The following is a 26,874-nucleotide window of genomic DNA, read 5'->3' as shown; positions in this document are numbered from 1 at the left end:
TGAGTCAGTCCCCACTGCTGCTATGGGCTACTTCAGAGAGGCACGAGCCATGAGCAACGAGCCACCCCACACGACTGCGGAACCAGACTCCGAACCGATGCGAGCAACCCGTCGAAACGCACTTCGCGGGGCGGGTCTCGTCGGAATGCTCGCGATGGGCGGCGCCAGCGCCCGCCAAGATTCCACTGCGCGACTCCACTGGCACCGCCGCGACCTGCGTGTGACCGACAATCCGGCGCTGGCGGGCGACGACCGCCTCCTCCCGGTGTTCGTCCACGACCCCGCGATACTCACCTACGGCGCGCCGCCCGTGGTGGCGTTCCTGCTCGATGCGCTCGATTCGTTGCGCGAACAGTACCGCGAGCGCGGCGGCGAACTGCTCCTCGCCCGTGGCGACCCACGGGCGGTGCTACCCGATCTCGTCGCGGCCTGCGACGCCGATGCAGTCACCTGGAACCGCGACTACTCCGGCCTGGCGGGCGAACGCGACCGTGCGGTCGCGGCGGCGCTCGCCGACGCCGGCGTCAGCGTCGACGTCGAGCGGTTCGGCGGCACTCTCCTCCACGAACCAGAGACCATCACGACGGACGACGGGAGCCACCACTCCATCTTCTCGAATTTCTGGCAGGAGTGGCGCACCCAGGAGAAGGCCGCCCCCGTCGCCGCGCCGGTTAGCGGTGACGTTGTCGACCCCCGCGACAACCTCGACGAGGAGTGGCTCCGCGAAGCCTCCGGTGTCGCCGGCCCGCTCCCGTCACTCGCCGACCTGGGCTTCGACGAACCCGAAGCCGACGTGCAGCCAGCGGGCACCGACGCCGCCCACGACCTACTCGCCGACTTCCGCGAGGACACGATCTACCGCTACGGGGACGACCGCGAATACCCCGCCCGAGAGTCGACCTCGCGCCTCTCGCCGCACCTGAAGTTCGGGACAGTCGGCGTCCGGACGGTCTGGGAAGCCACTGAGGACGCGGCGGCCGCCGCCAGCGACGGGGAGGCTCGGGAGTCGGTCGAAGTGTTCCGACGACGGCTCGCCTGGCGGGAGTTCTACGCGCACATCCTCGACGCGCGTCCCGACGTAGTTACCGAGAACTACCGCGAGTACCCGAACGAAATCCAGTGGCGCGACGATCCTGAGGGGCTCCGGGCGTGGAAGGATGGCGAGACGGGATATCCGCTCGTCGACGCCGGGATGCGGCAGTTGCGCGCCGACGCGTGGATTCACAATCGCGTCCGGATGGTGACCGCCTCGTTCCTCACGAAGGACCTGCTGATCGACTGGCGCGAGGGCTACGACTGGTACCGTCGAAAGCTTGCGGACCACGACACCGCCCACGCCGCCGGCGGTTGGCAGTGGGCTGCCTCGACGGGAGCGAATGCCCAGCCGGATTTCCGCGTCCTCGACCCCACGACCCAGGCCGAGAAGTACGACCCGGACGGCGAGTACGTCAGGGAACACGTCCCCGAACTCCGGGATGTGCCGACCGACGCCATCCACGAGTGGCCCACGCTGGATGACGAGACACGCGCCGCCATTGCGCCCGACTACCCCGCTCCCATCGTCGAGCTCGGCGAGTACCGCGATCGCGCAATCGCGGCGTTCGAGGCCGCGCCCGGCGACGGCTGACGTCTGGCCTACGATAGCGTGAGTCGGTTGCGGTATTACCGCCAAAGCTCAAGAGAGGCAAGTAGCCATGAGTAACGATCAAAACCATACAACGGATGAAACTAAATCCGAATCAATGCAGGCCACGCCGAACCGTCCTTCGTGGCGCGGGTGTCGCCGGGCTCCTCACTATGGGCGTCGGCACCGCCAGCGCAAAGTCAAAGACCGCTAAGAAAGCGTCGCGTAATACAAAGGGGGGCTCAAAAACACAAACCACCGGTAAATTTCGGACCCAAAAACCCCGGCAAAGGCAGCAACAATGACGGCGGTGTCGGCGGTGGCGGCGGCATTGATGGAGAAGTCGCTACGCGGGCGACAGCGGGTTCTTTTCGCAAGATGACCGATCACTCACGAGTGAAGTCGCTGATTTCGGTGTGGGACAAACGAAGCCGCCGTGCCGAACTCATGCTCTGTATTCAGCACGCTGTTCTTGACAGCAGATCGATGGATCGTTCAGTTTCTGCAGAAGCGAGGGTCGGAAAAAGCGCGTCCGTTCGATGGATGCTCCGCGATCTCCGCCAACGGTTTGCCCTCGAGTCGACTGAATCGAATGTTCGGCCCAGACCCCCAACGGAGTTCTCTACGAAGCCGCCACAGCCCATTCCAACAGGTTGTGGTCGAATCAATTCCCGCATGTCCGCCTACAGGACTTACCACTGCCCTACCGGGCAATCGCTGGTCCACGACACGACTGACCCACCGCGATCGCGGCTGTTTGCACAGTTTCGTCACTTGCAGGTCTCTCGTTCGATCGGTCGACATCGGGCGATGCTCGAGACGGCAGTTGGAGTGTTTCCCGCGGACATCAGGCCTCACTGGCTCTCGAGGAAGGCTGTCGGTACGCAATCGAGGATCAAAGATAGTCACGTCGGTGAAACGTCTGGGGAGTGGTGGCCGATCGGAAGATCGATATCGATCTCGTCGGCCTTCTTGAAACTTTCAATCGACGACAATTTTCAGGTGTCATGCTGAATACACAGTACAAATGTGGCATAAGCCGATGGTGATCAACACGGATGGCTGAATGGTCAGTACAGGTAGCATACGTCTTTGGAACGGATTCTGTCTCTCTGGATGGTGTCAGGCTATCGTGGAATCTGAACGAAATGCCTCCGCCACGGCCTCGAATTCGGTATGGAAAACCCCGAAGACACGGTTTGAGCTACCCACGACTGAAGTCGTGGGATTCAGCGTGGACTCCCGTTCTGGCCTCCGTTGCGGCAGGAGAATAGCCTCCGTTCACGTTCATCATCCCACTGTTCAAGCGCACGCCCAAGGGTACGCCTCCATCGCCTGCATTTTGCCTGCGACGGAGATACCGTAAACCGATGTTCTTCGCAGCGTTGTAGTCCGCGTGATTCTCGTACTCACACTTCAGACACTCGAAGCCCTCACCATCACGGTTATCGGGATGGGTGAATCCGCAGTGCGAGCATCGCCGTGACGTGTTCTCGGGGTCAACCTGCTCAACCTTGATGCCGTGTTCCGCTGCCTTGTACTCGACGTACTCGTAGAGACGGTCGAACGCCCATTTGTGCCCCCACGACGCACCAGTCCGTTCACGGATGTCAGTCAAGTCCTCGAAGGCGATGACCGTACACTCGTTCTCACGAGCTTCAGCGACGAGTTCGTTGCTGATGCGGTGGAGCATCAGCTTGAACCGCCCTTCCTCTTTCCGTCCAACGGCCTGTATGTTCTCGTGTGCCCAGTGCGTCCCGCACTGTTGGAGCGAGCCACGTCGTTTCTCGTACTCTTGTCGCCAGTGGTCGAACTCGTCGCCCGTCCAGAATGTGCCCGTCGAAGCGACAGCGAGGTTGTTCACGCCGAGGTCAACCCCGAGAACCGTTCCGTTCTCAGGTGTTGCCTTCTCCGACGTGTCAGACTCTCCTTCCTTCTTGCAATGGATGTGAAGTACCCAGCTGCCGTCGCGGTAGTGCAATTCCGCACCCGTGGTTTCGTACTCGTCTGAAAACAGGTATTCGGAGTGCGGTGTGTCACTGTCCTCGTCGGGTAGCACGTAGTCAGCTTCGATTCGACCGTCTGTGGTGGCGAGGCTCACGTACTCGTCGTGGAACGTCGCGGTGCGCTTGTCGTAGACGACGTGCGGACTGGTGAACGTTGGTTTGCTGGCTTTCTTCCCGTTCTTCCAGCGTGCCACGACACTTTTGCAGGCTTCCGCTGCTTTGTTCCTCGCTGCTTGGACGAGGCCGCCGTTGAACCCGTCCGTTTTCTCGCGCACCTCGTCGTAGGTTTCGTCGTCCAGCGTCGTCTTGCTGGTGGTGACGTACTCGCCTTTGAAGGCGTGGTCTACGACGTATTGAGCCGACCAGAGGAACGTATTAACGGTGTCTTCGAGGAGTACGGCGTCATCACTGTCCACGTCAAGTGCAACGGGGACGGTACGCCGTACGTCCATATCTTATATGTAAGACTGGTGTTTCTTAAACAGATGGGAGTCGGCTTGCTACTGTAGCGTGGTTTGATTCAGCAGTGACGGATTCATCCCACGGCTAAAGCCGTGGGTTTTCTCCTGTATCTCGTATAACCCGCTCCGTTCTGCGGGCGCTAATCTGTCTCGCTTCTATCTTGATATCGGAAACGGGTTAGGACAAGTCTTTCAACGTGAGTGCCTCCGGCGGGAACGAAATGAACAGTATTTGCTTCTGAAAGGGTGTGGCTCAAGCGTGAAAAGATGGCCGAGGCTGCCAATCCACATGGGTGACAGACTTTTCATATCCGTTCCCGATTATAACCGCATGGCCACCATCGCAGAATTCACCGTCGGTGGCGACGACTTTCCACTCGGATCGATCTTTGAAGAGCTGCCGACCGTCACCGTAGAACTCGACCGCCTCGTCCCGACGAACAAGACAATTCTCCCATACTTCTGGGTGTGGGGAAGAGATATGGAACGCGTCGCGGATGTAATCGCGGATCAGCCCGAAATCCTCTCGGTTACGATCGTGGACGAATTGGAGGGCGGCGGGCTATTCCGGGCCGTGTGGGACGAGCAGAAAGAGGGTATTTTGACCGCAATTGCCGAGTCCGACGTGGTGTTGACGAGGGGCGAGGGGACAGGTGAACGCGGCAAGTGGGTATTCGAGTTCCGAGTCGAAAGCCTCGATTCTCTCTCCGAGTTCCAACAGTACTGTCGAGAGCACGACATCGACTTAACCCTCAATCGTCTCTTCACGCTCGCCGAAATGCAAACCGGGGGCAAGTATAACCTCACATCGGAGCAACACGAAGCGTTAGTATTGGCGTTCAACGAGGGATATTACAACGATCCCAGAGAGACGAACCTCGAAGAGCTTGCCGAGATGCTCGGCATTACGCGTCCGTCGGTAACATCCCGACTCCATCGCGGCTATCGGAACCTGATCGGAAGTACGCTCATCCACACAAAGGGCGGGGATTGACGAAGGCATATTTAAACACCGTTCATAATTAGAAACCAGATTCACCTATCTCCCTGTTCTCCAATCCGTTGGCTATTATGAACTCTAGTGATGAGAGCGAGGGGATCGGTCTAGAAGGACTTACCTACAGAATGTCTCCATCTGAATCGTCGAGCGAAGCGGTTCTCCACGCCACTGCCGAAGCAACGGGTTCCAAAGTGATCGGCTCAACTCCTGAGGAGGAGAACGTACTCGATCCGCTCTACCACGCAATTGACCCCGAGGCCCTGGACAATCTCTTCCATTCAATAACTGGTGACGGTCATCGTTCGGACGGGAAGATCACATTCACCTATTGCGGCTGCAAAGTGGAGGTGGAGAACCGCGGAGTTGTGAAGGTGCAAAACCGAAATATAGTTGAAGAAGAGAAGAACGGAGATGTTTGATGGGAACCCCTCCTCTCGGGCTGTCGTTCAAACCGATAACGGACAGAGCGATGTTGGTGACCATCGGTTCATATGAGTGACCCGGATGACTCTCCCGGCCTCGAATCCGAGCGCATCGTGGAACAGGATGAGACGTATGATCACGACGAGTACGGACTCGTCGAAGTCACGGGAATCTGGAAGGGCGTCGAACAAATCGACGCCACACACAACACGGATCAGAAAGACAAGATCATCGTGCGCTATTCCGCCGAGCAGGATGGTGGACCGGTCACCGAACTCACTGACACGTTCGACGAGTTTCTCGACGCCATTGAGTAGTGTGGATGATGACGTTCCGCGCCTGTTCGACGTCGTCGTCATATCCGATACCGAAGCCGACCGATACCCGGCGACGTTCGGTAGCCACGTCGGTGATCACGGTCGCACTGGCGAGGTCACTTTCCGACTTGGACGGAAGGATCAGTCACAGAATGGATGGGAAAATTATTAGTCCATATACTTATTAATAAATAACAGTCAATGTACGAACTATTAAACCCACCACTTTCATTGGCATATCGTGTTGGGCATCTGGCTGTCGTACTCGTATCGGTTTATATTGCAGTTTGGACGTACAGACACGCAAGCGACAACGGCAACGTTCCCCTAGTCTGGCCCCTCCCGATCGTCGCTGCGACTTTTTACGCCGGCCTCATTGGAATGACAATTATCATGGTTCTTTACGGAGTTACCCATAAGTTCACCCAATATTCACGAGATTGATTTCGACCGACGATGCGCAGTGGCAATCAACAGCATCGATATCCCGTTCTGACGCCACGGTATCGTTGCCGGATCGGCCGACCAGGCCAGTCTATGCTGAAGGGCAGGTCTGTCCAGTAGACGATGTCCCACTCTTATAGTCGACAGGATAGGGATGACCCCTTGCGTAGGGGTCCTGTCAAGCGACCGAATCGGCATCGAGGCAGTATCAGTGACAATCTGACTCCAGACGGAACGGTTACTCCCCATTTGCGTTGAATTCGAGTGACCGACTGATTTGCACGGTTTATTTACGAGTGAGAGAGCGTTCGCTCGGTAGTTTGCGCGCTATGTTGACCAGCGTAACATCGATGAGCTGCGTGATATCTCGTTCGTCGTGGACGAAAATGGTTGTATCTGGTGCTCATCGTAGAACCCATCTGGTTTGATGGATGCTGTATCCGATCAGGTCTGCCAGTTGCCACGATCCATCTCCGACCAGGTAGTCACCACGAAGCCAGGTAGTCACCGAAGGGTAGTCACCACGAAGCCAGGTAGTCACCGAAGGGTAGTCACCACGAAGAGTACTCACGTACGTGCTCGAGTGCCTCGCGGTCGCGAGACCCGCCGGTCCGGTCGACGACCGTAGCGCAGTATGCCAGACGGTCACGAAGGTCGGCCTCGTCGTAGTCGTCGACGTCGAGTCGCGATGCGGCGACGGTCGCCTCGACGACGGCGCCGAATCCGCGGTTGATCGTCGGGACGGTCTCGCGCTCGACCGACGACTCGAGGGGGTGAAGTGTCCACTCTTCCCAGTCGGTTCCGCCCTCGGTCCCGGCGTCGACCCGTTCGACGGCTACGCGAACCCAGGCGCAGGGTGACTCGAGGGTCGGTTCGTCGCGCTCGATGATCGAGAGCGCGGCGTCGACGAAGACGACGGGGTCGTCGACGAATTGCACGTAGCCTTCGCCTCGGCGGTGGAAGTTCCGACGGGTACGAGTGTTCCCCCACGTTCGTGCAGTAACGGTATTTCCTGCGTGGAGGCCGAGTGCGGCTGCGTTCCACAGCCCGTTCGGACCGAGCGTCGTCACGACCGTTTCGGTGACGCCGGAGAGCGGGACCGGCCACTCGGCCGATCCGTCCTCGGCGACGCTGTCGCCACATCCAGTTCGATCGCCTGATCGCACATCACGATCGTCGCTCATAGCTCGAGCCCCTCGTTTTCGAGCGCGATGAACAGCCCGGCCGCGGTGATATCCGCCGTCGTTCCCGGGTTGATACCGCGGTCGACAAGATCGTCCGCAAACGTCTCAACGGCAGCTCGGTGGCTCTCGAGTGCATCGTCTTCGGACAGGTCTGCGGCCCGATCCGTTACCTCCCGCGCGGTCGCTTCGTCGTGGCGCGTCGTCACGAGCGTATCGGGTCGTTCAGCGAGGAGCGACAGAAAGACCGCCGCGGTCCGATCCAGGACGGAGCCGTCGGCGGCGGCGAGTCGCTCGGCCGCCGTGAACGAGCGTCTGAAGCCTCGAACCCATTCGCGAGCGACGTCGTCGCCGGGGACGCTTCGATCCATGACGTCGAACAGCGTCAGCTTCCGCTCTTCGAGAGCCGGAATCGCAGCTGCACCTCGTCGGACGTCCAGAGCGGCCATCCCTGCTGGCGGATCGGAGACGGCGACGTCGACGTGTTCGAATGCGCGATAGAACGCCGCCGCGTCGCCGACGGTGGTTTCTCGGACGACGGCCTCTACGACGGGTTGAGACGCCTCTTTGCGGGCGGCTCTGACGAGCGGGACGAGCAACAGTAGCGCTCCGAACTGCGTGTTTCCCCCCTTCTGGGAAGCCATGCCGCTGACGGCCTGCTCGAACGCTGTGCCGACCGCTGCTCCGTTGGCTGCCAGTTCGAGACCGTCGCGTGCCCCCACGGCACCCGCGAGGAAGTGTTCAAACCGCAAGTCCGGCAGGTCTCGATGCCGGTCGACGTTTCCCGGTTTGGGCGTCCCCGCTACCTCGAGGAGGAGTGCCAGTTCCGCGTTCGCTTCCGGCGATCGCATACGTCTCGCTGCGTGCCGGGGCGGCTTAGGGATACGGGTTGAGCTCGGTCACGGTCGATGATCTGTGGGCCCGTGGGAGCAATCTTGCCGACCCAGTCAGCGCAAATCGAACGGGGTCGTCGTCCCGTCGATTTAAGCTCCGGACCGAAAACCATTCAGTATGGGCTACGACACCGCAGCCAAAACGGATACTGAATCGGTCGTTCCGGAGGAGTGGGGTGGCATGTGGTTCCTCAAGGAGGAACTCGAAACGGATGAACTCGGTATTTCGATCCTGGAACTCGAGCCCGAAGGGAAGGGAAAAGAACACGATGAAACCAATACCGGGCAGGAGGAAGTATACTACGTGGTCTCCGGGCCAGTCGAGATCGAACTGCCCGACTCGAGCGATACGGTATCGCTCGACACGGACGAAGTGATCCGTCTCGATTCCGACGAGACGCGCCAGATCTACAACCGAGGCGACGAACGTGCGAAACTCGTACTGGTCGGCGCGCCGCTGTAGTGCTGTAGTCCAACGGTTCCCCCTCGTTGCCACCGGGTAGCGGTGGTCGCGGTGGTGAATTCAGTTTCACCGAACTAACTGGAAGAGAATCCGATCGCACGACGAGAGGTCGATCGCCGAGGGAGGAACCGAAAGGAGACTGGTTCCGAGACAGGTTTCCGAACAGGCGTCGCCCGTCAAGCAGTTACTCGTTCATCGATTCCTGTTGAACGATCGTCAGCCAGAACTCCTCTATTTCCTGGACGAACTCGAGGAAGTCATTTGGTTCGACCGGCTTCCGACTGTAGTGATCGGCGTCGATGCCGTGGGATTTGACGATTTCTTCGCCGATTTCGGAACTCGTGAGTGCCACGACCGGAATTTCTTGGAGGGAGGGCTCATTTTTCAGGGTGGAGAGCACATCGATCCCGCTTTTTCCGGGAAGCTGGGGTTCGAGCAGGATGAGATCCGGATCGGGTTTGTCTTCGTAGTCTCCGCGTTGATGAACGAAATCGAGTGCAGCCTCCCCATCGGCAACGGTGTGGACGCTGTTTGTGAGATTCGCCTCGCCGAACGATTCCGTAAAGAGACGGGTATCTCCCGGGTTTGGCTCCACCAGCAGAATATCGATCGGATTGTTCATAGGAGCGATCAGGCAATCGTTTGGGGATTGACGACGAGAAGGATAAAACGATTGGTCCCGGCTATCGCGCTGTCGAGTTTTGCTCACCGTCGGTTCGAATTCAGGCCCGGAAATACGCCTGGATCACCCGTTTCCGAGCAATGGCTCCCGTCAGATCGTCTCGAGGCCCGGTTTTCGATCGACGGCCGCGCCGACACGTGCGAGAACGGCGGGGTTGTCGCTCGGCCGGCCGACGCTGACAGCATCGGCACCGTACTCGAGGTATTCGTGAACAGTATCCTCGTCGCGGACGCCGTTGTTGGCGATAACGAAGAGGTCAGTTGCGTCGACGACGTCCGCGATAACTGACTCGGTATCCATCGCGTCGACGTGAATGAAGTCGGCACCCGCGAGTTCGAGACTTCGGGCCAGGTCCGGGAGGTCGATGCCCGGAACTTCCGCGCGAACTTTTACGCCGACGGTGGCGCCAGTGCTTGCCGCCTGGTCGACGTAGTCGGTAAGGCGTGGTCCGTCCTGTAAGAGCGTCTCTCCGCAGCCGACGATGCAGAGTTCGTCCTGACGGCAGTGAGCGTTGATCTCGAGATAGGCCTCGTGATCCCGGCAGACGCGAGCGGCCTGGGCCACCGGTTCGGCGGTCGCGCTCCGGACGTTGAATGCCGGCTGAATCGGGACGTCGGCCAGTGCCTCGAGCTGGCGGTCGATGAACGCGAGGGGATCGTCCGGAAGGAACTCGTTACGGTCGCGTTCGACGAGCTCGCGAGCGGCGGCCCGTGAATCCGCGTCGAGGGCGATTCCACCGAGGAACGCAGCACCCGCATGTTCTGCGCCCGCACGGGCCCACTCTGCGTCCGCTTCGCCGCTGAGACTTGCGAGCGCGAGCGACGGTGAAAACGACAGAGGTGGAACCATTGTCAGCTCACGCGCGCGATGGCACTCTGGACCGCGCGAATTACGCGGTTTGCATCCTCGCGGGAGTTGATTTCGATGTCGGTACGGACAGTCGGCCGGTCGAAGTGAGCATCGTCGTCGTCGTCGATCACGAATACATCCGCGAACGGATAAGCCGTGGCCAGCCCCTCAGTATTCGGTTCAGCGTTGACCGCATCCATGAGATTCTTTGCCGGCCCGGAGAATGCTTCGTCGCCGAGGAATGGCGAGACGGCGACGACGGTCGTTTGAGCGAGTGCGTCTGCTACGCCCGGCAGCGCGAGCATCGGACCGATGCTGGTGACCGGGTTCGAAGGGCCGATGACGACGGTCTCCTCGAGCGCGTTGAGCACGCCCGGTGCGGGTTCGGCTTCCGAAGAGCCCCGGAACTCGACGGTGTTGACGGTCGGCTCGCCATTGTGGCCGATCCAGTATTCCTGAAAGTGCATGAGGCCCCGATCCGTATGAACGAGGCTGGCGACAGGATCATTGCTCATCGGAATCAGATCGATGGTCAGTCCGAACGCGCCGGCGAGGCGCTGAGTTACCTCGTCGAGCAGCTGGCCCTCGTCTATGAGACTCGTCCGCGTGATGTGGATGGCTCGGTCGCGGTCGCCGATCGTCATAAATTCGGCGACGCCAGAGAACCGTCGCCAGTTCGCGAGCCGTCGGCTCTCGGTTTGCTTCTCCTCGGGAAGATACTGCGGTCCCGTTGAGAGACCCGCGGCCTCAGCGATGTCCATCAGCGCCGAGTTGGTTCGATGCGTATCACCGTCGATTCCCCACCACGTCTCCCGATCGAGAACACCACCACCCTGGAACAGCAGCGTATCGACGTCCGGCGAAACGATGAGTCCGCCGAGTTCGATGTCGTCGCCCGTATTGGCGACGACCGTGGTCTCCTCCGGCGAGAACGCGGCAGCTGCACCGTCTAACAGCTTCGGCGTCCCTGTGCCCCCGGAGAGGAAGGTTACCATACGCACAACTCTCGAGCGAGGCTACTTAATCGCTTTCGGCCGCGGCGAACGAGGTATCACGAGTCAGATCGTCTCGCGACGACTCGACGAGCACCGAGCCGTGAGCGGAGTCCGTCAACGTCGTCGAGCGCCCACGCTTCAGACATCTGACCGTCCTCCACGCTGAAAACGACAATGCCGGCCGTTTCGACTTCGTTCCTCGTCGGCGGAATGTCGAAAACCGTGGCCCGGTGGGTCCCCGAAAAACGGTACCGTACGACGACCCGGTCGGCCGTCGGGATCACGTCTTCGATCTCGTTTCGCAAGTCCGGAAACGCCTCGTACCAGTCGGCCCATGCCGTCCGCAATTCGTCGACCGTATACGCGTCGTCGGTTCCGTGGTGAAGCACGTAGTCGTCGTTCACCGCGTCGGTGTCGAGCGCCTCGAGGTCACCGCCGTTCCAGACGGCTGCGAAGTAGTCCCGAACGAGTCGTTCGTTGCGTGTTTCGATCGTCGACACCCCCGGATCCTCTGCGGTTTCACCGGTCTCGATCGACGAGGATCGGTCCATCAGTCGACTCCGGATCGTGGTGGAACGGTAGCGTTCGACTGGAACAGGTTCTCCGGGTCGTACTTCGTCTTCACCTCGACCAGTCGGTCGTAGTTGTCGCCGTAGAGCAGTTTCACGGGGTCTTCGTTCAGTCCCGGGAAGTTTCCGTAGCGGCCAGAGGCGACTGGCAGCGCCTGAACGTCGGCGAACACCTCGCGAGCCCAGTTCACGTTCGCGTCGTCGTCCTCCGGTTCCTCCCAGTTCGCCTCGACGGTGAGCATGTACGGCTTGTCCCGATGCCAGAACGCGGTCGCGTCCCGCGGAACGTCAGCGACCGCGTCGCCGAGGTGCCAGATGTCGATCGTCGACAGCGCCGACGGGGTCGATTCGTTGTACCGAACCATGCGGTCGAATACCTCGTCGGTGAGTTCCGTGAGGAAGATCGACTTCCAGTAGTACCGTAGCCCATCCGGGTAGTCCTCGTCGAGCATCGACTGGAGGTCGACGTAGGCAATGGGCCCGCTCATATCGGCGATGGGCGTCGCGACCTCGCGGAGCGATCCGAAGACATCGCCGTCGGTAGCCGACTCGCCGCGGGCGGAACCGAGGAACGCGATTGCCGGTTCGCCCCACGTCTCCTCGGGGAATTCCTCGAGATCGGGGATGTGGGCAGTGAACGCGAGAACGCCCGCGTCTCGCGGCGCGGTCTCGGTCCACTCGTGGAAGGCCGCCAATGCCGCGTCGGCCTCGTCGGCGTGGAACCAGACGAAGAACGCGTACACTTCCGGACCGACCTCGTGGAGGGCGTACTCGAACGACGTGACGACACCGAAGTTGCCGCCCCCGCCGCGGACCGCCCAGAACAGGTCTTCGTTCCGCTTTTCGCTGGCGGTTCGTACCGTCCCATCTGCCGTCACGATATCGACGCTGACCAAATTGTCAAGTGCCAGTCCGTACTCACGAGTCAGGTGACCGTAGCCGCCGTTGAGGGTCAACCCGGCGATCCCAGTCTGCGACACCGCCCCCAGGGGCGTCGCAAGCCCAAATAACTGCGTTTCACGGTCGACGTCACCCAGCGTCGCGCCGCCTTCGGCGAAGACGGTCCTCGCCTGGCGATTGACCCGGACGCCGTTCATCTCCGTGAGATCGACTACGATCCCGCCGTCGCAGACGGCCGTCCCGGCCACGTTGTGCCCGCCGCCTCGCACGGCGAGCGGCAGGTCGTGCTCCCTGGCGAACGTCACCGCCGCGACGACGTCGGCGACGCCGGCGCAGCGCGCGACGAGCGCCGGAAACCGCTCGATCATGCCGTTCCAGATCGCTCGAGCGGCGTCGTACTCCTCGTCGGACGGGGACACCACGTCGCCGCGAAATCCAGCGACGAAGGACCGCACGTCGTCGCTCGGCAGCTGGTGGAACGCCGCATCCCCCTCTTGCCTGTGTGCTGTTCCCATACCACACAGTAGATTGTTGCCGAAGATAAAACAGTAGTCAATCTAACACGATGATCAGTCGGGGAGATATGTTCGTTTCCGCGCCGGTTGCTCGGATCACGAGACTCATGGGTGGCCGAGGAACGCACTGATTCTGTCGGACCGAGCCACGCGCTGACGCGCCAACTCTCGAGTCTCTCTCCGTGGGCAGAGCTATCTTAATTATTAATTATGTGGTACTATAAGCTCTAGCGAGGCGTAGTACCTGTGAAGGACAATGTCTATGATTACCACACCCATAGACGACGGTGCTATTGACGGTCTCAGCGAGGGGCTTCGAGGCGAGGTATTTCTCCCGGGGGATTTCGGCTACGACGACGCTCGGGCGATCTGGAACGGCATGATCGACCGGCGGCCGGCGCTCATCGTTCGAGCGATGGGTGTTTCGGACGTGATTGCGGCGGTGACCTTCGCCCGTGAGCACGATATGTTGCTCGCGATCCACGGCGCTGGACACAACATCGCGGGGAACGCAGTCTGTGACGACGGACTGATGCTCGATCTCTCGGCCATGCGGTCGGTTCGCGTCGATCCAGCGGAACGGACGGCTCGAGTCGAGCCGGGGGCAACCCTCGCTGATTTCGATCACAAAACACAAGCGTTCGGACTGGCGACGCCGCTCGGGATCAACTCGACGACCGGGGTCGCAGGCCTCACGCTCGGCGGCGGGTTCGGCTGGATCACGCGCAACTACGGATTGACCGTGGATAACCTGCGCTCCGTCGACATCGTCACCGCTGACGGCGAACTGCGCCACGCGAGTGAAGATGAAAACCCCGATCTCTTCTGGGCGGTCCGCGGCGGGGGCGGCAACTTCGGCGTCGTCACGTCGTTCGAGTTCGCCCTCCACGAAGTCGGTCCCGAAGTGCTCGCCGGAATGATCGTCTATCGCGGCGCGGACGCGCCGGACGTGTTGCGACACGTCCGGGACTTCAACGAGGACACACCCGACGAAGCGACCGTCTGGGTCGTCTTACGCAAGGCACCGCCGCTCCCGTTCCTTCCCGAAACCATCCACGGTGATGACGTGATCGTCGTGGTCCCGTTCTACGCCGGGGACGTCGCTGAGGGCGAAGAAGTACTGGCTCCGGTTCGGGAGTACGGCGAACCGATCGCCGATACCGTCAGCCCGCGACAGTACACAGCGTTCCAGCAAGCGTTCGATCCGCTCCTCACCGAGGGTGCCCGGAACTACTGGAAGTCGCACAACTTCAGCGAGATCCCCGATGAGGCCATCGATACCGTCGTGGCGTACGCTCGAGATCTGCCGTCGCCGCTCTCCGAAATCTTCTTCGGACAGCTCGGGGGTGCGATGGGACGAGTTCCCGCGGACGCCACGGCGTATCCGCACCGCGACGCCGAGTACGCGATGAACGTCCACACGCGCTGGGAGGATCCCGCGATGGACGACGAGTGCATTACCTGGTCTCGAGAGTTCTTCGACGCGATGGCCCCGTACGCGACCGTCGGTGTCTACGTGAACTTCATCAGCGAGGACGAGGGCGAAGAGAACCTCGGCTACGGCGTGAACTACGAGCGGTTGACCGAGATCAAGGCCCGGTACGACCCGGAGAACCTGTTCAGGATGAATCAGAACGTCGAACCGGCAAAGACCCGGTAGACGAGCGCTTTTTCGACCGATGGAGGCGTTCGAAGCGTTATTCGCCGATCCAGTCCGCGAAACTACCCTCGAGCAGCGTCTCGGACTGTCGAGCGACGTACTCCTGTTGCATGCGTTCGATCGCGGCGGCAAACTCCGCACCGCCGTCGATCGCGGACCGGACGTGCTCGCGCTTCCAGCTGGCCGGCGTTACTCCCTGGCGAACGCGCCGGCGGAGCGGGTAGAGGTACTTCGCGGCGTCTTCCTCACTTAGTCCCCGGTTCGTCAACCCGTCCTCGGCGTGGGCCAGGAGGTCCTCGTAGAGTGCGAGGCCGTCGGTCGTCTCCTTGCCGTCGTTGGTGATCCAGGTCAGATCGGCCTCGAGACCGTCGGCCATCGCGGCGTAGAAGTTCTCCCGGGCGATCTGCCAATCGAGTTCGACGACGGGATGTTCGAGACGGGTCAGACTCTCCATCAGGCCGGCGAAAGCGGCGAGGAAGGACACCGAATCACGGACCGTCGGTTGGGCGGGGATCGGTCGAAATTCGATGCGAGCGTTGGCGGCCGACCGGGTCGGTCCGCCGAACACCGGCCGAATCCACCGCCAGTAGGTGCCGTGCTTGCGGCTGAAGTGTGGGAACTGGTCGTCGAAGCGCTCGCCGGGTTCGACCGGCATCGGGACGATCGTCTCGTCGGCGGCGATCCGATCGATCGCCTCCCCGACGGTCTCTATGTCGAACGGAAAGCGGACCTTTCCGTCGCCCGTCGTGGGATCGTTCAATACGGTTTCGAAGACGCTGATTCGGTGTTCCATCCAGCCATCGCGGAGAATCTCCTCAGCGGACGCGTCGTCGTCGTAGAGATCCGCGGGGAAGAACGGGGAGTTGACGCCCAGTGCGAGAAGCGGACCGGCGATCCGCAGTGCGTAGTTGAAGTAGGTGGGAAGGTCGGGCGCGTGGGGGACCTGATAGTGCGGTTGAATCGACGTGATGAGGCTTTCGGGCATGACGGTGTCTGCCTGTACTGAGACGTGGGGTGCCTCGATGCACATTCCAGCGGAATCGGCCTTCGCCGTGTTGGCCATCGCGTGATAGCGCGCCGAATCGCTCATGTTGGTGGCGATGCGGATCGTTCGTTCCGTTCCGTCGACCGCGAGCGCGGTTCGCTCGATGCTGTCAGTGAGATAGGTTCTCGCCTCCTCTCCCTCGGGCGGAATCGTCCAGAGCGCATCGCTGACGAGTCGCATTCGCTCGGACTGGGTCACGTCGAGTGCCGTCTGCAAGCGCGCTTTTACTTCCGACTCCTGTGCAGCCAGCCCGGGAGCGTTCAGTGGTTGCGGACTAGTCGTCATTTCGGCGTTGTGCAAGCCGAGTTCCTTTTCGAAACCGATCAACTCGAGCAGTCGTCGTGGAACTCGCCGCAACGTGCAGTCGTCGGCCTTGACGGCGTAGAACTCGTACTCCAGGCCGACGATCGCCTGCGGGTTATCGAATACCCCCTCCTCGACGGCATCTTTGATAACCTCGGCGTCCTCCTCGGCCTGCTCACGAAAGGCAGCGGCGTCGACGGCCAGCACGTCCGCAACCCGAGCAGCGAGTTCCTCCTCTGGCATACCTCCCTGTGGGCACGCGAATGTCTTTAAACACTGGCTTCCATCACCGCCGCTCGATCGCGTCTCAGAATGGTTTTACTTCCCCCGAAACGAGACTCCGCTGATGGAGTTCGCCACGTTCGCCGAGCACGCCGGGACGATCGAAGCCGAAACCGCGGACCTCGAGACCGTTGTGCACGTCCGGGATCTGCTCTCGGAAGCGGCTACCGCAGACGATGGCGCGGAGAGAGGCCCGCAGACCCTCGAGATAGTCGCGCGTTTCGCTCAGGGGCGGGTGTTCCCTGCCTGGGACTCGACGACGCTCGACATCGGACCGAGGACCTGTTACGAAGCGATCGCCCGTGCGGCGGGGACGAACGTGCGCGCAGATGACGTCGAGGATCGCCTCGCGACGGTCGGCGAGATCGGAGACGTTGCGGCCGGCTACGATTTCGGCGGCCAGCAAGGGCTGGGGGCCTTCGTGAACGGTGGCGGTGGAAATGCCGACGATGATAGCGATACAGCCGGTCGCAGCGACGACCTCGCCGTCCGTGAGGTCTTCGACGTGCTCTCCGACCTTGCGGCCGCCGAGGGATCTGGCAGCCAGGATCGCAAGGTCGCCCTGCTCTTCGGGCTGTTCAACCGCTGTTCGAGCGACGAAGCTCGATACCTCGCTCGGCTCGTCCTCTCCGAGATGCGCATCGGGGTCGGCGAAGGAACGGTTCGAGACGCGATCGCTGACGCGTTCGACGTTCCCGTGGATCGGGTCGAGCGCGCCCTGCAGGTTTCGAACGACTACGGTCGGGTAGCCCGGGTGGCGAAGGACGAAGGGGTCGAGGGGGTGGACGCGATGGACCTCGAGGTGGGTCGACCCGTTCAGGCGATGCTTGCCCAGGCGGGGACGGTGACCGACGCGCTCGAGGAGTGGGACGAGGCTGGCGTCGAGTGGAAATACGACGGGGCTCGAATTCAGTTGCACTACGACCCATTCGACGGTAGCGGATCGGGCGAAACCTGCGTCTTCTCGAGAAACATGGAGGACGTCACCGATGCGCTTCCCGAAGTGGTCGAGTTCGCCGAGAACAGGCTCGAGGAACCCGCGATTCTCGACGGGGAAGTCGTCGCGGTCGACGGCGACGGCTCGCCGTTGCCGTTTCAGGAAGTGCTCAAGCGATTTCGGCGGAAACACGACGTCGCGAAAGCTCGCGAGGACGTCACCGTCCGACCGGTCTTCTTCGACTGTCTGCACGCCGACGGTGCAGACCTGCTCGAGGAGCCGCTTTCGGCCCGTCACGAGCGACTCCGGTCGGTGCTCGTCGACTCCGACGCAGACGCGGATACCATCGATGACGACGACATCCGGGGGCTCTCCCTCCTGTGGCAAACCGGCGATCCCGACGAGATCGAATCGATCGACGCGGATGCGCTCCAGGCCGGCCACGAGGGGATTATGCTCAAGAATCCCGACGCAGCGTATTCGCCGGGCCGTCGGGGCAAGCACTGGCGCAAACGAAAACCGGACGTCGAGACGCTGGACTGCGTCGTGACGGGCGCCGAATGGGGCGAAGGCAGACGCGCGACGTTCCTCGGCACCTTCGAACTGTCCGTTCGGGCGGGTGAAGACCTCGAGACTGTCGGCAAGGTCGCGACCGGAATCACGGACGAAAAACTCGCCGAACTCACCGAACTGCTCGAGCCCCACGTTACGGTCGAAGAAGGCCAGGAGGTAGACGTAGAACCCGCAGTCGTCTTCGAGGTCGGCTACGAGGAGATTCAATCCTCGCCGACCTATTCGTCGGGCTACGCGCTTCGGTTTCCGCGCTTTCAGGGCGTTCGATCTGACAAGTCTCCCGAGGATGCGGACACGCTCGAACGGCTCGAGCGGCTTCGAGCACAGTGATTATCGAATGCCGGCGGGTCACCGAATACGGATACGGAGACCGCCCCGAGACAGCGAATGGCGAATTCGCTCAGTAATTTCGATCGAGTCGGGACATTGCAGCGAGGAATTCGCAACTTGCTTTCCCTCTAATATAGTAAGTAATATATCCACGTCACGTGGCGTGGAACGTATGTCCAGTCCGCTCGAAAACCCGATCGTCCGTTACGGGGCGGGGTTCGCCAGCGCAGGGACAATCACGTTCTTCGCATTCACCGTTGCTGATGGAACAAGCCGGTGGATTTGGCTCGGTATAGCGATCGTGGAAATTTTCCTCGTCCCACACATCCTGAGAGAGGCGACGGAAAATGCCGTCTAACCGCCGTAAACGGGCCGTGGAGAACGCATATAGAGCAGATAGGTTACACCGCTTGCGGACCCGCATCCGTACATCGGTCTCCGCGTCACCGGACGGTGTCTCTTCCGACGTGCGACAGCAGAACACACGGTCTCTACGGCGCGACCGACCACATGTAAGCACCCTTAAGAGCCACGGGAAACAGAATTCGCGTATGCAACCGCGCGACCTGTCCGATCACGTCGCCTACGAGGCGGGTCGAGGCATCGAGGAAGTCGCCCGAGAACTCGGGCGCGATCCCTCCGAGTTCGTCAAACTCGCCTCGAACGAGAACCCGCACGGTCCCTCGCCGGCCGCGGCCGTTGCCCTCCGGGAGACGGCCTCGAGCGTAAGTTCCTACCCGAAAGCCGCCCACGCAGACCTCACCGCCGCCGTCGCGGACCGCTGGAACGTCACCGACGAACAGATATGGCTGGCAAACGGCGGTGACGGGGCGATCGACTACCTCCACCGGGCGATGCTCGAACCGGGTGAGGACGTCGTCGTCCCCACACCCGGGTTCGCCTATTACGGAATGAGCTCCCGGTATCACCACGGCGACGTCCGAGAGTACGAACTATCGAAGTCCGATGGCTTCGTTCAGGACGCCGAGACGGTTCTCGAGGGGTACGACGGCGAACGGATCATCTGGCTTACTAGCCCGCACAACCCGACCGGGTCGACCATCCCGCTCGAGGAAATTCGGCGACTCGCCGACGCAACTGACGAGGAAACGCTGATCGTCGTCGACGAGGCGTACGGCGAGTTCGCCGACCGAGAGAGTGCCGTTGCCCTCATCGAGGGACGAAACGGATACGACGCCCGCGACGACGTCGCCGTGTTACGGACGTTCTCGAAGGCGTATGGATTGGCCGGCGTCCGACTCGGGTACGCCGTCGTCCCCGACGAGTGGGCCGACGCCTACGTCCGCGTAAACACACCGTTCGCGGCGAGCGAACTCGCCTGCAGGGCCGGCCTCGCCGCCATCGGAGACGACGAACACGTCGTTCGAACCGTCGAAACGGCCCGCGAATCCCGCACGTATATGCGCGAACACATCGATTCGCACGTCTGGGAGAGTGGAGGTAACTTCGTTCTCGTCGACGTGGGCGATGCAGCAACCGTGGCCCAAACGATGCAACGACGAGGCGTCATCGTTCGGGACTGTTCGAGTTTCGGTCTTCCGGGCTGTATCCGCATCACCTGCGGCACCAAAGACGAAACCGAGCGCGCCGTCGAGACGCTCAACGGCGTGCTCGCCGATCTCGGTCTCGGCTCGGACGCCCCTGAGGGACCGGATACAGAGGTGGCCGATCCATGAAAATTGCGGTCACTGGTACTCCGGGGACCGGGAAAACGACCGCCACGGAACTGCTCCGATCTCGGTTGGATAGCCGAGACTCGAACGAGGACGACGGATCGCTCGCTGATCTCGAAGTAGTCCACCTCAACCGCGTCCTCGAAGACGAGGCGCTCTACACCGATGTCGACGCCGACCGCGAAAGCAAGATTGCGGACCTCGAGGCCATCAGCGAGTGGCTCCAAGGCAGAGAGTCGGTCGTGTTCGAATCCCACCTCGCCCACCACTTCGAGGCCGATCGGGTCGCAGTCCTGCGGTGTCGCCCAGCAATCCTCGAGCAACGGTTACACGATCGCGGCGAGAGTGAGCGCAAGGCCCACGAAAACGCGGAAAGCGAGGCGCTCGACGTCATCCTCTCCGAAGCGGTCGAGGAACACGGCCTCGAGTCGATTTACGAGATCGACACGACAGATCTCGATTCCGAGGGAGTCGCTGACGAACTGGCAGCCGTCGCATTGAACGAGCGCGAACCGAGCGCGGGTGAGGTCAACTTCATGGGGTATCTGACATGACGTTGGACAGGTTTCGACCGTACATCTCGCGGTTTCTCGATCCGTTCGTCACCGGATTCGATCGCGTCGGTTTGACCCCGAACGGAGTAAGCGTGATCGCCTTCGGAATGGCGATTCTGGCCGCGGTGGCCTTTGCCCTCGGCGGGCGTGGCGATCCGGTTTGGTACGCCGTTGCAGCAGCGTTGGTTTTCCTAAATGGCTGGCTCGATATCGTCGACGGCGCGCTCGCACGAGAGCAAAACGTTGCGTCAGCCGGCGGTGACTTACTAGATCACGTTCTCGATCGATACGCGGACATCGTGGTCATTGCAGGGCTGGCCGCGGGACTCGAGGACTATTTGCTCGGCTTCGTCGCAGTGACCGGCGTCGTGATGACCTCGTATCTCGGAACGCAGGCGCAAGCAGTCGGTCTCGACCGAGTCTACGGCGGTCTCGTCGGTCGCGCGGATCGACTGGCGATCATCGGTATCGTCGGATTCGTCGCGTATCCCCTCGCCGGAACGACATTCGGCGGATTTACGATCGTCGGCTGGGTACTAATCTTCCTCGCTGTCGTGGGCCACGTGACCGCGCTCCAGCGGTTCTATTACTCGTGGGCTGCACTCGAGTGACCGTTGGTTCACCCGACACAGCCGGGGGATTTCCACAGTTCGGCATCGCGCCGCATGCTTTATCCCTCGCCACGATATAGGGTCTCACATGGTTCAGTGCGAGATGTGTGGGGCCGAGACGTCGTCCCCGAAGACCATCAAAGTCGAGGGCGCGAAGCTAGATGTGTGTTCGAACTGTACCGACTTCGGAACCGAGGTGAAACAGCCCTCGAGTTCCGGTACGTCCACGAAGTATTCGACCGGTTCCAGTTCGTCTTCCTCGAGCGAAAATGGCCAATCCGCCAGTTCGAGTACGAGTTCCTCGAGCTCTGGCGGCTCGAGCCAGCGGCGCCGTTCGGACATGTTCGACGACATGGAGGAACTCGCGACTGATTACGACGATCGGGTTCGCAACGCCCGGGAGGCAAATGAGCTCAGCCAATCCGATCTCGCAAACGAACTCAACGAAAAAGCGAGTCTGATCCGCAAGATCGAGCGCGGTGACACGCTTCCGAGCGATCGCGTCCAATCGAAACTCGAGAAGTTCCTCGAGATTGACCTGAGTGCAGAAGGGAGTTCGGGCGGGGACTCGGAGTGGTCCAGTGGGTCCTCGACGGGAAGTTATACGCTTGGAGACGTCGTCAAGCGCAAAGACTGACACGCGGTCCGTCAGCGGCGTCGGAGACGGCGTCGCCGACTCGCAAGCTATTTCTTTCGGGCGGGAGGGGTTGGCGATATGTTCGTCCTCGTTAACCTGAAGACCTATCCGTGCGATCCAATCGCGATCGCCGAAGCCGTCCGCGACGTCAACGATACCACCGACGCTCGGCTAGCGGTCGCGCCACAGGCGGCGCACATCGAACGAGTCGCCGAGACCGGAGTTGAAACGTGGGCCCAGCACGTCGATCCAATCGAATACGGGAGCAACACCGGGCACACGCTCGCGGAAACCGCCGCCGACGCTGGGGCTGTTGGCACGCTGATAAACCACTCCGAACGACGGTTGAAACTGGCCGACATCGACGGGGCGCTCCGGGCAGCCGAGCGGTCTGATCTCGAGACCATCGTCTGTGCGAACAATCCAACGCAGGTCGGCGCTGCCGCCGCATTGGAACCGGACGCCGTCGCCGTCGAGCCGCCGGAACTCATCGGTACCGGCACTCCGGTGAGCCAGGCCGATCCCGACATCGTCCGCGACGCAGTCGAGGCCGCCGAAACCGTCGACCCGGACGTCGCGGTTCTCTGTGGTGCAGGGATCAGCACGGGTGACGATGTCGTCTCCGCGAGCGACCTCGGCACCGAGGGCGTTCTACTGGCAAGCGGCGTCGCGAAGGCCGACGACCCAACTGCGGCGCTCGAGTCGCTGGTCGAGCCGCTCTAAATTCCGCACTGACCTCTGTTACCTGGGGCGAAACCATCCCCGGAGAGAGCGCCGATCGCGAACGATTCGATCGGCTCGACACGGATCTTACTCACTCGAATAGTAGTGCCGTAGTTCGAAATCCACCTCTAATTACCAAGATAAACAGCGCAGTTGTTGAATACGATTTGAGAGATAGATTAATAATGACTCATACACCTGATTATCGTAGACCATACAATGACTGGAGAACAGGTATACGTTTCACATGCTCCCGGCGATCTCGGCCTCGTTCAGGACCTGTTCTCGACGGTCAAAAACTTTCCATTCGGGGTACACATTGCACTCGAGGAGATCGAATCTGGTCGGTCACGAAAACGACTCGAAGGTCGACTCGCAAACAGCGATGTCGTCGTCGCGGTCTTAACCGAGGACGCCACCGGCAATACGTGGATCGACCAGGAGATCGGCTATGCGGTGGCCAAGGGGATTCCGGTACTGCCATTACGTGACGAGGAGGTGAGCCGGCGCGGGTTCATCAACGACGTCGAAGGCGTGACGATCGATCGGGACAATCTCTCGTTTACGATCTTCAACCTCCTCTGTCGCCTGCGGAGCGAACTCGCCCCATTGGGTGCGCTGTCCGTGCCGAACTGGTATATTCGATTCCCGTGTACGGTCCCCGATTGTGGCCATCCAGTCACGCTCGAACTCGAGCAAGGGCAGACAAAACTCTGGAAACTTCACGCTCACAGCAAACACCTGACGACGTCGTGTGAGGTCTGTGAAACATCGTACTACTTCAACCCGGCGACGATCGGGTTTCTGGGGCGGGAAGAAGGTATCGCTCCTCAGTCGGCATCTCGGAGCCGCTCGTAGGCCCTCGTGACGAGTTTGAACGCCGATTTGCTGCCGCTTTTCCGGTCGGGGTGGGCCCGTTTGACCTGTTTGTGAAAGGCCGCACGGAGTTCGTCTTCGGTTACATTCGCGCTCACGCCGAGGATTTCGCACGCTCTCGACGTTTGCATGTCGACTGTTGCGACGATACCCCGCTCTTCGGCGTCGGTCTTACAATCGTGACAGAGCCATTCCGTGCGCTCGTCGATCGTCGTGATGCGGAAGGGGTCGCCTGAGACGCTCTCGTGACAGTGACTACAGCGGGTCACTTCCGCATCGGTTTGATCTCCCGGAGTCGGGCTCGAGTCGACTCCTGAGTCGGATGCACCGGCGGTAGAACGATCGGCGCCTTCCGTGTTGCTACCCGGTGTTTCGGCGACACAGGATGGACAGCAGGTGAGGACGGTCCCGTCGTCGAGTACGACGTCTTCGAGGTCGGTCAAACGGGTGGTTCGGGTACAGCCATCACAGACGTCTCGACACTGATCGAGCGACCCACCGTTCCGCGCAACCGTTCTGGCATGTGGTTCACAGTCCGAACAGCAGACGACCTGATCGCCGTTTGGCATTGTCACTGCCAGTAATTCCTCGAGCGCAACCGTTCGGCCACACCCGTCACAGCCGGCCTGTCGATCACCGACCACGGCCATCACTCGACCGATTTGGGACTTTCCCGTATTAGTTCTTTTGCTGACAGTCGCGCAAACGAGAAACTCTCGCAGTCTGACTGGAGACGGGATTTTAGCTGTTACTGAGGTAAGTTCCACTTACTAGTTACCCCGAATAGTGCCGTTGGACAGTCGGTCCTGAACGGCATCGATAACAAAGGTCCCTCCCACCGTGTTCCGGCACGTGCGAGGCGACCCTCGCACGAAGACGCTCTGTCCGTTGGATGGTGCTCGGCATCAAGCAGTCGCCGAGTTCCTCCTCTCCTGTCAGATTTGCCGCGTTCGGCGATCCGAATCGGGAAAACAATAATCTCTTGGGACCAAGTCCCGTGTATGGATACGGCTGTTCGATCCGGAGGGTACGGCGGCGGTGTTGACCGCGATCAGTTCGTCACTGCGGTTGTAGACGTCAGTGTTATAGCCGGATTGGTTCTTCTCGGGAACATCGAACACGGCGGAAATCCGATCGCTGAACCGTTCGCATCCGTCGAGACGATCGCTCCGTTCGTCATTGGCTGGCTCGCGGTTTCACTTCTCGCTGGTGTTTACACACGCGACCGAGTCCAGGGTTCGCATCGGTACCGTCAGATGGCAGTAACCTGGATCGCAGCAGCGAACGTTGGCCTCATGCTTCGAGCCTCGTCGCTGTTCGATGGTGGCGCGACGTGGCCGTTCCCGCTCGTGATAACCGGAACCGGACTGGTTGCCCTGCTGGGCTGGCGTTTCGGATTCGGTCTTTACCGTTCGGCGACGGCGTGAGTCACTGTCGGATCGAGTCACTGTCGGATCGAGTCAGTACTGTCCAATCGCTGTTGAATCACCCTTCGTTCGTACCGAGGCGAAAACCGGCTATTTCTCCCAATCTAACTGGGATCGCGGGCGGTAGTAGCTGAGTAACCACTTCGACAGTATCGTAATCGGTAAATTTTCACGGATCTCGACGTGCAATAACAATCCAATAAGTTATGAGAATTCACGGCGTTGGCCACAAGTTAGAAACTCATCTACCATGTGCCGATTATGGGAAACACTTATATGCCTCTTCCTCATACTATAGAATACATTATGACTGGATATTACGACATTGTTCTTGGCCTCATCCCAGTCGCACTGCTCGGAATCACAGCAGCCTTGACGTTCGTAGGATTATCGGTAACCGCCGCAGTACCACTCGGTTCACTCGTCGCAATGGCTATCATCGGCCACGCGATGTTCATCAACACCCCAGCAGACGTCCCGGCTGATGTCACAGAAGAGGCCCAGACAGCGCGTCACCCAGTCAACGCGGATTGAATTTCCCTCTCTCTTCCGAGTAACTGACCGCTTCCGGTTCCTTTTCACGTCTCCGTTTCGTGCTGTCAGTCATGACTGACACATTGTTCCTTACTAGCACGGATGTCGTCAACCTGGCGACCCCTGCTGACTACGTGGATGCAGTTCGGGAAGGGTATCGCCAGCGGGGTAACGGTGCGCCTGCACAACCGCGGTCGAAGTTCTTCAACGCCGATCCGAAGGGGATGCTCACGACCTACGCTGCCGTCCTCCCCGAGACCGGTGCGATGGGCGGGTACATGTACAGCGCCGGGTTCGGTGCAGAAGACGCCTGGTTTATGACGCCGGTATTCGATGCGGAAAGCGGTGCCCCACTCGCCCTGCTCGACGGTGCGAGCATGAATCCGCACAAAACCGGTGCCGCCGGTGCAGTCGCAGTCGACGAACTCGCTCGTTCGGACGCCGACACGCTCGCGGTGATCGGTAGCGGCGCACAAGCGCGAGGACAGCTTCGCGCAACTGCGACAGTTCGAGACTTCACCGAAATTCGGGTATATTCTCCCACACCAGAAAACCGCAACGCGTTCGCCTCCGATTTCGATGAATCACTCGAGGCATCAGTCCGTGCGGTCGACTCGAGTTCCCGGGCCCTCTCCGGAGCGGACGTCGTGATCACAGCGACACGAGCAAGTGATCCCGTCTTCGACAGCGACGATCTCGAGGCTGGCACTCACGTTACCGCGATGGGCCAGTACTCGCCCGATAAGCGCGAACTGGATGCAGCGACCATCGCAAACGCGACGTACGTGCCCGATCTCCGTGAGCGAGCGACGTTCGATGCGGGTTCGTACATCCAGGCGCTCGAGGAGGGTGCGATCTCCGAAGACCACGTCTCCGCGGAATTAGGCGATATCGTCGCCGGGAACGCACACGGTCGAACGGACGAAGACGAGATTACGGTCTTCGACAGCGGGGGAACCGGTATCGAGACGGTCGCTGCTGCGTATCTGCTATACGAACGTGCACAGGAGGAGGGGCTGGGCACCGAAATCGAGTTCGAGCCGGCGAGCGAGGCGCTCACCGGAAACTGAACGCCCGAGACGGTACACCGGTGACCTGCCGTGCGGTCGCGTGGCTCGAAGCGCCATCGCTCTCTCGTCATCGGACGAATCGGGGATTCCCGGCGGGTGAGTCCGACGGAATCGCTTGTAGTTCGAGTTTCGCGCCGACATACCGCGACGCTTCGCCGCGCCCACGTTCGGAGGATCGGCGGGGTTTTCGAACGGCCTCGAGGTACCTCGTATAATGAGAGGGGTATTGCTGGTACCAGTGTTCCCCGCGTCAGTGCGGCTTGGGGTGGTCTTCAAGCCGTACGGGCGGCCGAGGA

General features: G+C 60.8%; 27 protein-coding genes. 17 read left to right on the top strand and 10 right to left on the bottom strand.

Translation table 11 applies throughout. From position 1 onward, the window contains the following. Nucleotides 1-49 precede the first annotated feature (49 nt). On the top strand, nt 50-1,627 hold the full coding sequence (locus HYG82_RS23540; protein ID WP_179259574.1) for a cryptochrome/photolyase family protein: 1,578 nt from the start codon (nt 50-52) through the stop codon (nt 1,625-1,627). Between the two features lie 1,201 nt (nt 1,628-2,828). Here the strand turns inward: HYG82_RS23540 and HYG82_RS23535 are convergent. Beyond that, nucleotides 2,829-4,082 carry an RNA-guided endonuclease InsQ/TnpB family protein gene (locus HYG82_RS23535; RefSeq protein WP_179259573.1) on the bottom strand — a complete coding sequence of 418 codons (1,254 nt, stop codon included), beginning with the start codon at nt 4,080-4,082 and terminating at the stop codon, nt 2,829-2,831. 340 nt (nt 4,083-4,422) lie between these two features. Between HYG82_RS23535 and HYG82_RS23530 the strand changes: the two genes are divergently transcribed. The 3 genes from HYG82_RS23530 (at nt 4,423) to HYG82_RS23520 (ending at nt 5,831) form a co-directional block, all read left to right on the top strand. After that, nucleotides 4,423-5,085: a helix-turn-helix domain-containing protein gene (locus HYG82_RS23530; RefSeq protein ID WP_179259572.1), complete on the top strand. Its 663-nt coding sequence runs from the start codon at nt 4,423-4,425 to the stop codon at nt 5,083-5,085. Between the two features lie 77 nt (nt 5,086-5,162). Further along, nucleotides 5,163-5,510, top strand: coding sequence for a HalOD1 output domain-containing protein (locus HYG82_RS23525; protein ID WP_179259571.1), 348 nt, complete (start codon nt 5,163-5,165; stop codon nt 5,508-5,510). A gap of 72 nt (nt 5,511-5,582) precedes the next feature. Beyond that, nucleotides 5,583-5,831 (top strand): hypothetical protein, encoded by a 249-nt coding sequence (locus HYG82_RS23520; RefSeq protein ID WP_179259570.1) that lies wholly within the window; start codon nt 5,583-5,585, stop codon nt 5,829-5,831. A gap of 995 nt (nt 5,832-6,826) precedes the next feature. On the opposite strand, the gene HYG82_RS23515 is transcribed toward HYG82_RS23520, so the two are convergent. Together HYG82_RS23515 and HYG82_RS23510 are read right to left on the bottom strand one after the other, a co-directional pair. Beyond that, nucleotides 6,827-7,459 carry a DUF447 domain-containing protein gene (locus tag HYG82_RS23515; protein ID WP_179259569.1) on the bottom strand — a complete coding sequence of 211 codons (633 nt, stop codon included), beginning with the start codon at nt 7,457-7,459 and terminating at the stop codon, nt 6,827-6,829. Next, nucleotides 7,456-8,307 carry a triphosphoribosyl-dephospho-CoA synthase gene (locus HYG82_RS23510; RefSeq protein WP_179259568.1) on the bottom strand — a complete coding sequence of 284 codons (852 nt, stop codon included), beginning with the start codon at nt 8,305-8,307 and terminating at the stop codon, nt 7,456-7,458. Before HYG82_RS23510 ends, HYG82_RS23515 begins: the two co-directional genes overlap by 4 nt. A gap of 160 nt (nt 8,308-8,467) precedes the next feature. Between HYG82_RS23510 and HYG82_RS23505 the strand changes: the two genes are divergently transcribed. Beyond that, nucleotides 8,468-8,812 carry a cupin domain-containing protein gene (locus tag HYG82_RS23505; protein WP_179259567.1) on the top strand — a complete coding sequence of 115 codons (345 nt, stop codon included), beginning with the start codon at nt 8,468-8,470 and terminating at the stop codon, nt 8,810-8,812. Nucleotides 8,813-8,996: 184 nt separating this feature from the next. On the opposite strand, the gene HYG82_RS23500 is transcribed toward HYG82_RS23505, so the two are convergent. From HYG82_RS23500 to HYG82_RS23480, 5 genes are all read right to left on the bottom strand, one after another. Then, a complete protein-coding gene (locus HYG82_RS23500; protein WP_179259566.1) occupies nt 8,997-9,434 on the bottom strand; it encodes a response regulator in 438 nt (145 codons plus the stop codon). Nucleotides 9,435-9,584: 150 nt separating this feature from the next. Continuing rightward, nucleotides 9,585-10,343 carry a tRNA-dihydrouridine synthase gene (locus HYG82_RS23495; protein ID WP_179259565.1) on the bottom strand — a complete coding sequence of 253 codons (759 nt, stop codon included), beginning with the start codon at nt 10,341-10,343 and terminating at the stop codon, nt 9,585-9,587. Nucleotides 10,344-10,345: 2 nt separating this feature from the next. Then, nucleotides 10,346-11,338, bottom strand: a complete 993-nt coding sequence (gene cofD, locus HYG82_RS23490) for a 2-phospho-L-lactate transferase (protein WP_179259564.1) — start codon at nt 11,336-11,338, stop codon at nt 10,346-10,348. Nucleotides 11,339-11,394: 56 nt separating this feature from the next. After that, nucleotides 11,395-11,889 (bottom strand): ester cyclase, encoded by a 495-nt coding sequence (locus HYG82_RS23485; protein WP_179259563.1) that lies wholly within the window; start codon nt 11,887-11,889, stop codon nt 11,395-11,397. Continuing rightward, nucleotides 11,889-13,322 (bottom strand): FAD-binding oxidoreductase, encoded by a 1,434-nt coding sequence (locus HYG82_RS23480; RefSeq protein WP_179259562.1) that lies wholly within the window; start codon nt 13,320-13,322, stop codon nt 11,889-11,891. The genes HYG82_RS23485 and HYG82_RS23480 overlap by 1 nt, the downstream gene beginning before the upstream one ends. 256 nt (nt 13,323-13,578) lie before the next feature. Here HYG82_RS23480 and HYG82_RS23475 point away from each other — a divergent pair, with 256 nt between their 5' ends. Further along, a complete protein-coding gene (locus HYG82_RS23475; RefSeq protein WP_179259561.1) occupies nt 13,579-14,982 on the top strand; it encodes an FAD-binding oxidoreductase in 1,404 nt (467 codons plus the stop codon). A gap of 37 nt (nt 14,983-15,019) precedes the next feature. Here HYG82_RS23475 and HYG82_RS23470 read toward each other — a convergent pair whose 3' ends face one another. Next, the gene (locus HYG82_RS23470) at nt 15,020-16,573 is read right to left on the bottom strand and encodes a glutamate-cysteine ligase family protein (RefSeq protein WP_179259560.1); all 1,554 of its coding nucleotides are present in this window, start codon (nt 16,571-16,573) and stop codon (nt 15,020-15,022) included. A 103-nt stretch (nt 16,574-16,676) separates the two neighbouring features. Between HYG82_RS23470 and ligA the strand changes: the two genes are divergently transcribed. The 8 genes from ligA to HYG82_RS23430 all read left to right on the top strand — a co-directional run bounded on the left by ligA (nt 16,677) and on the right by HYG82_RS23430 (nt 23,529). Then, on the top strand, nt 16,677-18,452 hold the full coding sequence (ligA, locus tag HYG82_RS23465; RefSeq protein ID WP_179259559.1) for an ATP-dependent DNA ligase LigA: 1,776 nt from the start codon (nt 16,677-16,679) through the stop codon (nt 18,450-18,452). 172 nt (nt 18,453-18,624) lie between these two features. Then, nucleotides 18,625-18,810: a hypothetical protein gene (locus tag HYG82_RS23460; protein WP_179259558.1), complete on the top strand. Its 186-nt coding sequence runs from the start codon at nt 18,625-18,627 to the stop codon at nt 18,808-18,810. Nucleotides 18,811-19,003: 193 nt separating this feature from the next. After that, a complete protein-coding gene (gene hisC, locus HYG82_RS23455) occupies nt 19,004-20,149 on the top strand; it encodes a histidinol-phosphate transaminase (RefSeq protein WP_179259557.1) in 1,146 nt (381 codons plus the stop codon). Beyond that, nucleotides 20,146-20,700, top strand: a complete 555-nt coding sequence (locus tag HYG82_RS23450; protein ID WP_179259556.1) for an adenylate kinase family protein — start codon at nt 20,146-20,148, stop codon at nt 20,698-20,700. The genes hisC and HYG82_RS23450 overlap by 4 nt, the downstream gene beginning before the upstream one ends. Further along, nucleotides 20,697-21,311: a CDP-alcohol phosphatidyltransferase family protein gene (locus HYG82_RS23445; protein ID WP_179259555.1), complete on the top strand. Its 615-nt coding sequence runs from the start codon at nt 20,697-20,699 to the stop codon at nt 21,309-21,311. Before HYG82_RS23450 ends, HYG82_RS23445 begins: the two co-directional genes overlap by 4 nt. Nucleotides 21,312-21,399: 88 nt before the next feature. Continuing rightward, nucleotides 21,400-21,948: a multiprotein bridging factor aMBF1 gene (locus HYG82_RS23440; protein ID WP_179259554.1), complete on the top strand. Its 549-nt coding sequence runs from the start codon at nt 21,400-21,402 to the stop codon at nt 21,946-21,948. Nucleotides 21,949-22,026: 78 nt separating this feature from the next. Next, entirely contained in the window at nt 22,027-22,671 is a 645-nt protein-coding gene (tpiA, locus tag HYG82_RS23435; protein ID WP_179259553.1) for a triose-phosphate isomerase, read from the top strand. Nucleotides 22,672-22,890: 219 nt separating this feature from the next. Further along, the gene (locus HYG82_RS23430) at nt 22,891-23,529 is read left to right on the top strand and encodes a toll/interleukin-1 receptor domain-containing protein (RefSeq protein ID WP_179259552.1); all 639 of its coding nucleotides are present in this window, start codon (nt 22,891-22,893) and stop codon (nt 23,527-23,529) included. Here HYG82_RS23430 and HYG82_RS23425 read toward each other — a convergent pair. Continuing rightward, a complete protein-coding gene (locus tag HYG82_RS23425; protein ID WP_179259551.1) occupies nt 23,502-24,197 on the bottom strand; it encodes a J domain-containing protein in 696 nt (231 codons plus the stop codon). The two genes, HYG82_RS23430 and HYG82_RS23425, sit on opposite strands and share 28 nt — an antisense overlap. Nucleotides 24,198-24,548: 351 nt before the next feature. Between HYG82_RS23425 and HYG82_RS23420 the strand changes: the two genes are divergently transcribed. From HYG82_RS23420 to HYG82_RS23410, 3 genes are all read left to right on the top strand, one after another. Beyond that, nucleotides 24,549-24,974 carry a DUF3054 domain-containing protein gene (locus tag HYG82_RS23420; RefSeq protein WP_179259550.1) on the top strand — a complete coding sequence of 142 codons (426 nt, stop codon included), beginning with the start codon at nt 24,549-24,551 and terminating at the stop codon, nt 24,972-24,974. Nucleotides 24,975-25,280: 306 nt separating this feature from the next. Next, nucleotides 25,281-25,508, top strand: coding sequence for a DUF8015 family protein (locus HYG82_RS23415; RefSeq protein ID WP_179259549.1), 228 nt, complete (start codon nt 25,281-25,283; stop codon nt 25,506-25,508). A 71-nt stretch (nt 25,509-25,579) separates the two neighbouring features. After that, complete coding sequence (locus tag HYG82_RS23410; RefSeq protein ID WP_179259548.1) at nt 25,580-26,578, top strand: ornithine cyclodeaminase family protein; 999 nt, start codon at nt 25,580-25,582, stop codon at nt 26,576-26,578. The last annotated feature ends 296 nt before the right edge of the window (nt 26,579-26,874 follow it).

The organism is Natrinema halophilum (assembly GCF_013402815.2).
GTDB classification, from domain to species: Archaea; Halobacteriota; Halobacteria; order Halobacteriales; family Natrialbaceae; genus Natrinema; species Natrinema halophilum.
This window is presented reverse-complemented; position numbering and strand designations above follow the sequence as displayed.

Coding starts and splice junctions, on each gene's coding strand:
- HYG82_RS23460 (WP_179259558.1), top strand. CDS start 18,625: ATGTCCAGTCCGCTCGAAAACCCGATCGTCCGTTACGGGGCGGGGTTC.
- HYG82_RS23430 (WP_179259552.1), top strand. CDS start 22,891: ATGACTGGAGAACAGGTATACGTTTCACATGCTCCCGGCGATCTCGGC.
- HYG82_RS23525 (WP_179259571.1), top strand. CDS start 5,163: ATGAACTCTAGTGATGAGAGCGAGGGGATCGGTCTAGAAGGACTTACC.
- HYG82_RS23425 (WP_179259551.1), bottom strand. CDS start 24,197: ATGGCCGTGGTCGGTGATCGACAGGCCGGCTGTGACGGGTGTGGCCGA.
- HYG82_RS23440 (WP_179259554.1), top strand. CDS start 21,400: ATGGTTCAGTGCGAGATGTGTGGGGCCGAGACGTCGTCCCCGAAGACC.
- HYG82_RS23485 (WP_179259563.1), bottom strand. CDS start 11,889: ATGGACCGATCCTCGTCGATCGAGACCGGTGAAACCGCAGAGGATCCG.
- HYG82_RS23450 (WP_179259556.1), top strand. CDS start 20,146: ATGAAAATTGCGGTCACTGGTACTCCGGGGACCGGGAAAACGACCGCC.
- HYG82_RS23445 (WP_179259555.1), top strand. CDS start 20,697: ATGACGTTGGACAGGTTTCGACCGTACATCTCGCGGTTTCTCGATCCG.
- HYG82_RS23420 (WP_179259550.1), top strand. CDS start 24,549: ATGGATACGGCTGTTCGATCCGGAGGGTACGGCGGCGGTGTTGACCGC.
- HYG82_RS23475 (WP_179259561.1), top strand. CDS start 13,579: ATGTCTATGATTACCACACCCATAGACGACGGTGCTATTGACGGTCTC.
- HYG82_RS23535 (WP_179259573.1), bottom strand. CDS start 4,082: ATGGACGTACGGCGTACCGTCCCCGTTGCACTTGACGTGGACAGTGAT.
- HYG82_RS23530 (WP_179259572.1), top strand. CDS start 4,423: ATGGCCACCATCGCAGAATTCACCGTCGGTGGCGACGACTTTCCACTC.
- ligA (WP_179259559.1), top strand. CDS start 16,677: ATGGAGTTCGCCACGTTCGCCGAGCACGCCGGGACGATCGAAGCCGAA.
- tpiA (WP_179259553.1), top strand. CDS start 22,027: ATGTTCGTCCTCGTTAACCTGAAGACCTATCCGTGCGATCCAATCGCG.
- HYG82_RS23520 (WP_179259570.1), top strand. CDS start 5,583: ATGAGTGACCCGGATGACTCTCCCGGCCTCGAATCCGAGCGCATCGTG.
- HYG82_RS23515 (WP_179259569.1), bottom strand. CDS start 7,459: ATGAGCGACGATCGTGATGTGCGATCAGGCGATCGAACTGGATGTGGC.
- HYG82_RS23410 (WP_179259548.1), top strand. CDS start 25,580: ATGACTGACACATTGTTCCTTACTAGCACGGATGTCGTCAACCTGGCG.
- HYG82_RS23480 (WP_179259562.1), bottom strand. CDS start 13,322: ATGGGAACAGCACACAGGCAAGAGGGGGATGCGGCGTTCCACCAGCTG.
- HYG82_RS23495 (WP_179259565.1), bottom strand. CDS start 10,343: ATGGTTCCACCTCTGTCGTTTTCACCGTCGCTCGCGCTCGCAAGTCTC.
- HYG82_RS23415 (WP_179259549.1), top strand. CDS start 25,281: ATGACTGGATATTACGACATTGTTCTTGGCCTCATCCCAGTCGCACTG.
- HYG82_RS23505 (WP_179259567.1), top strand. CDS start 8,468: ATGGGCTACGACACCGCAGCCAAAACGGATACTGAATCGGTCGTTCCG.
- HYG82_RS23540 (WP_179259574.1), top strand. CDS start 50: ATGAGCAACGAGCCACCCCACACGACTGCGGAACCAGACTCCGAACCG.
- HYG82_RS23500 (WP_179259566.1), bottom strand. CDS start 9,434: ATGAACAATCCGATCGATATTCTGCTGGTGGAGCCAAACCCGGGAGAT.
- cofD (WP_179259564.1), bottom strand. CDS start 11,338: ATGGTAACCTTCCTCTCCGGGGGCACAGGGACGCCGAAGCTGTTAGAC.
- HYG82_RS23470 (WP_179259560.1), bottom strand. CDS start 16,573: ATGCCAGAGGAGGAACTCGCTGCTCGGGTTGCGGACGTGCTGGCCGTC.
- HYG82_RS23510 (WP_179259568.1), bottom strand. CDS start 8,307: ATGCGATCGCCGGAAGCGAACGCGGAACTGGCACTCCTCCTCGAGGTA.
- hisC (WP_179259557.1), top strand. CDS start 19,004: ATGCAACCGCGCGACCTGTCCGATCACGTCGCCTACGAGGCGGGTCGA.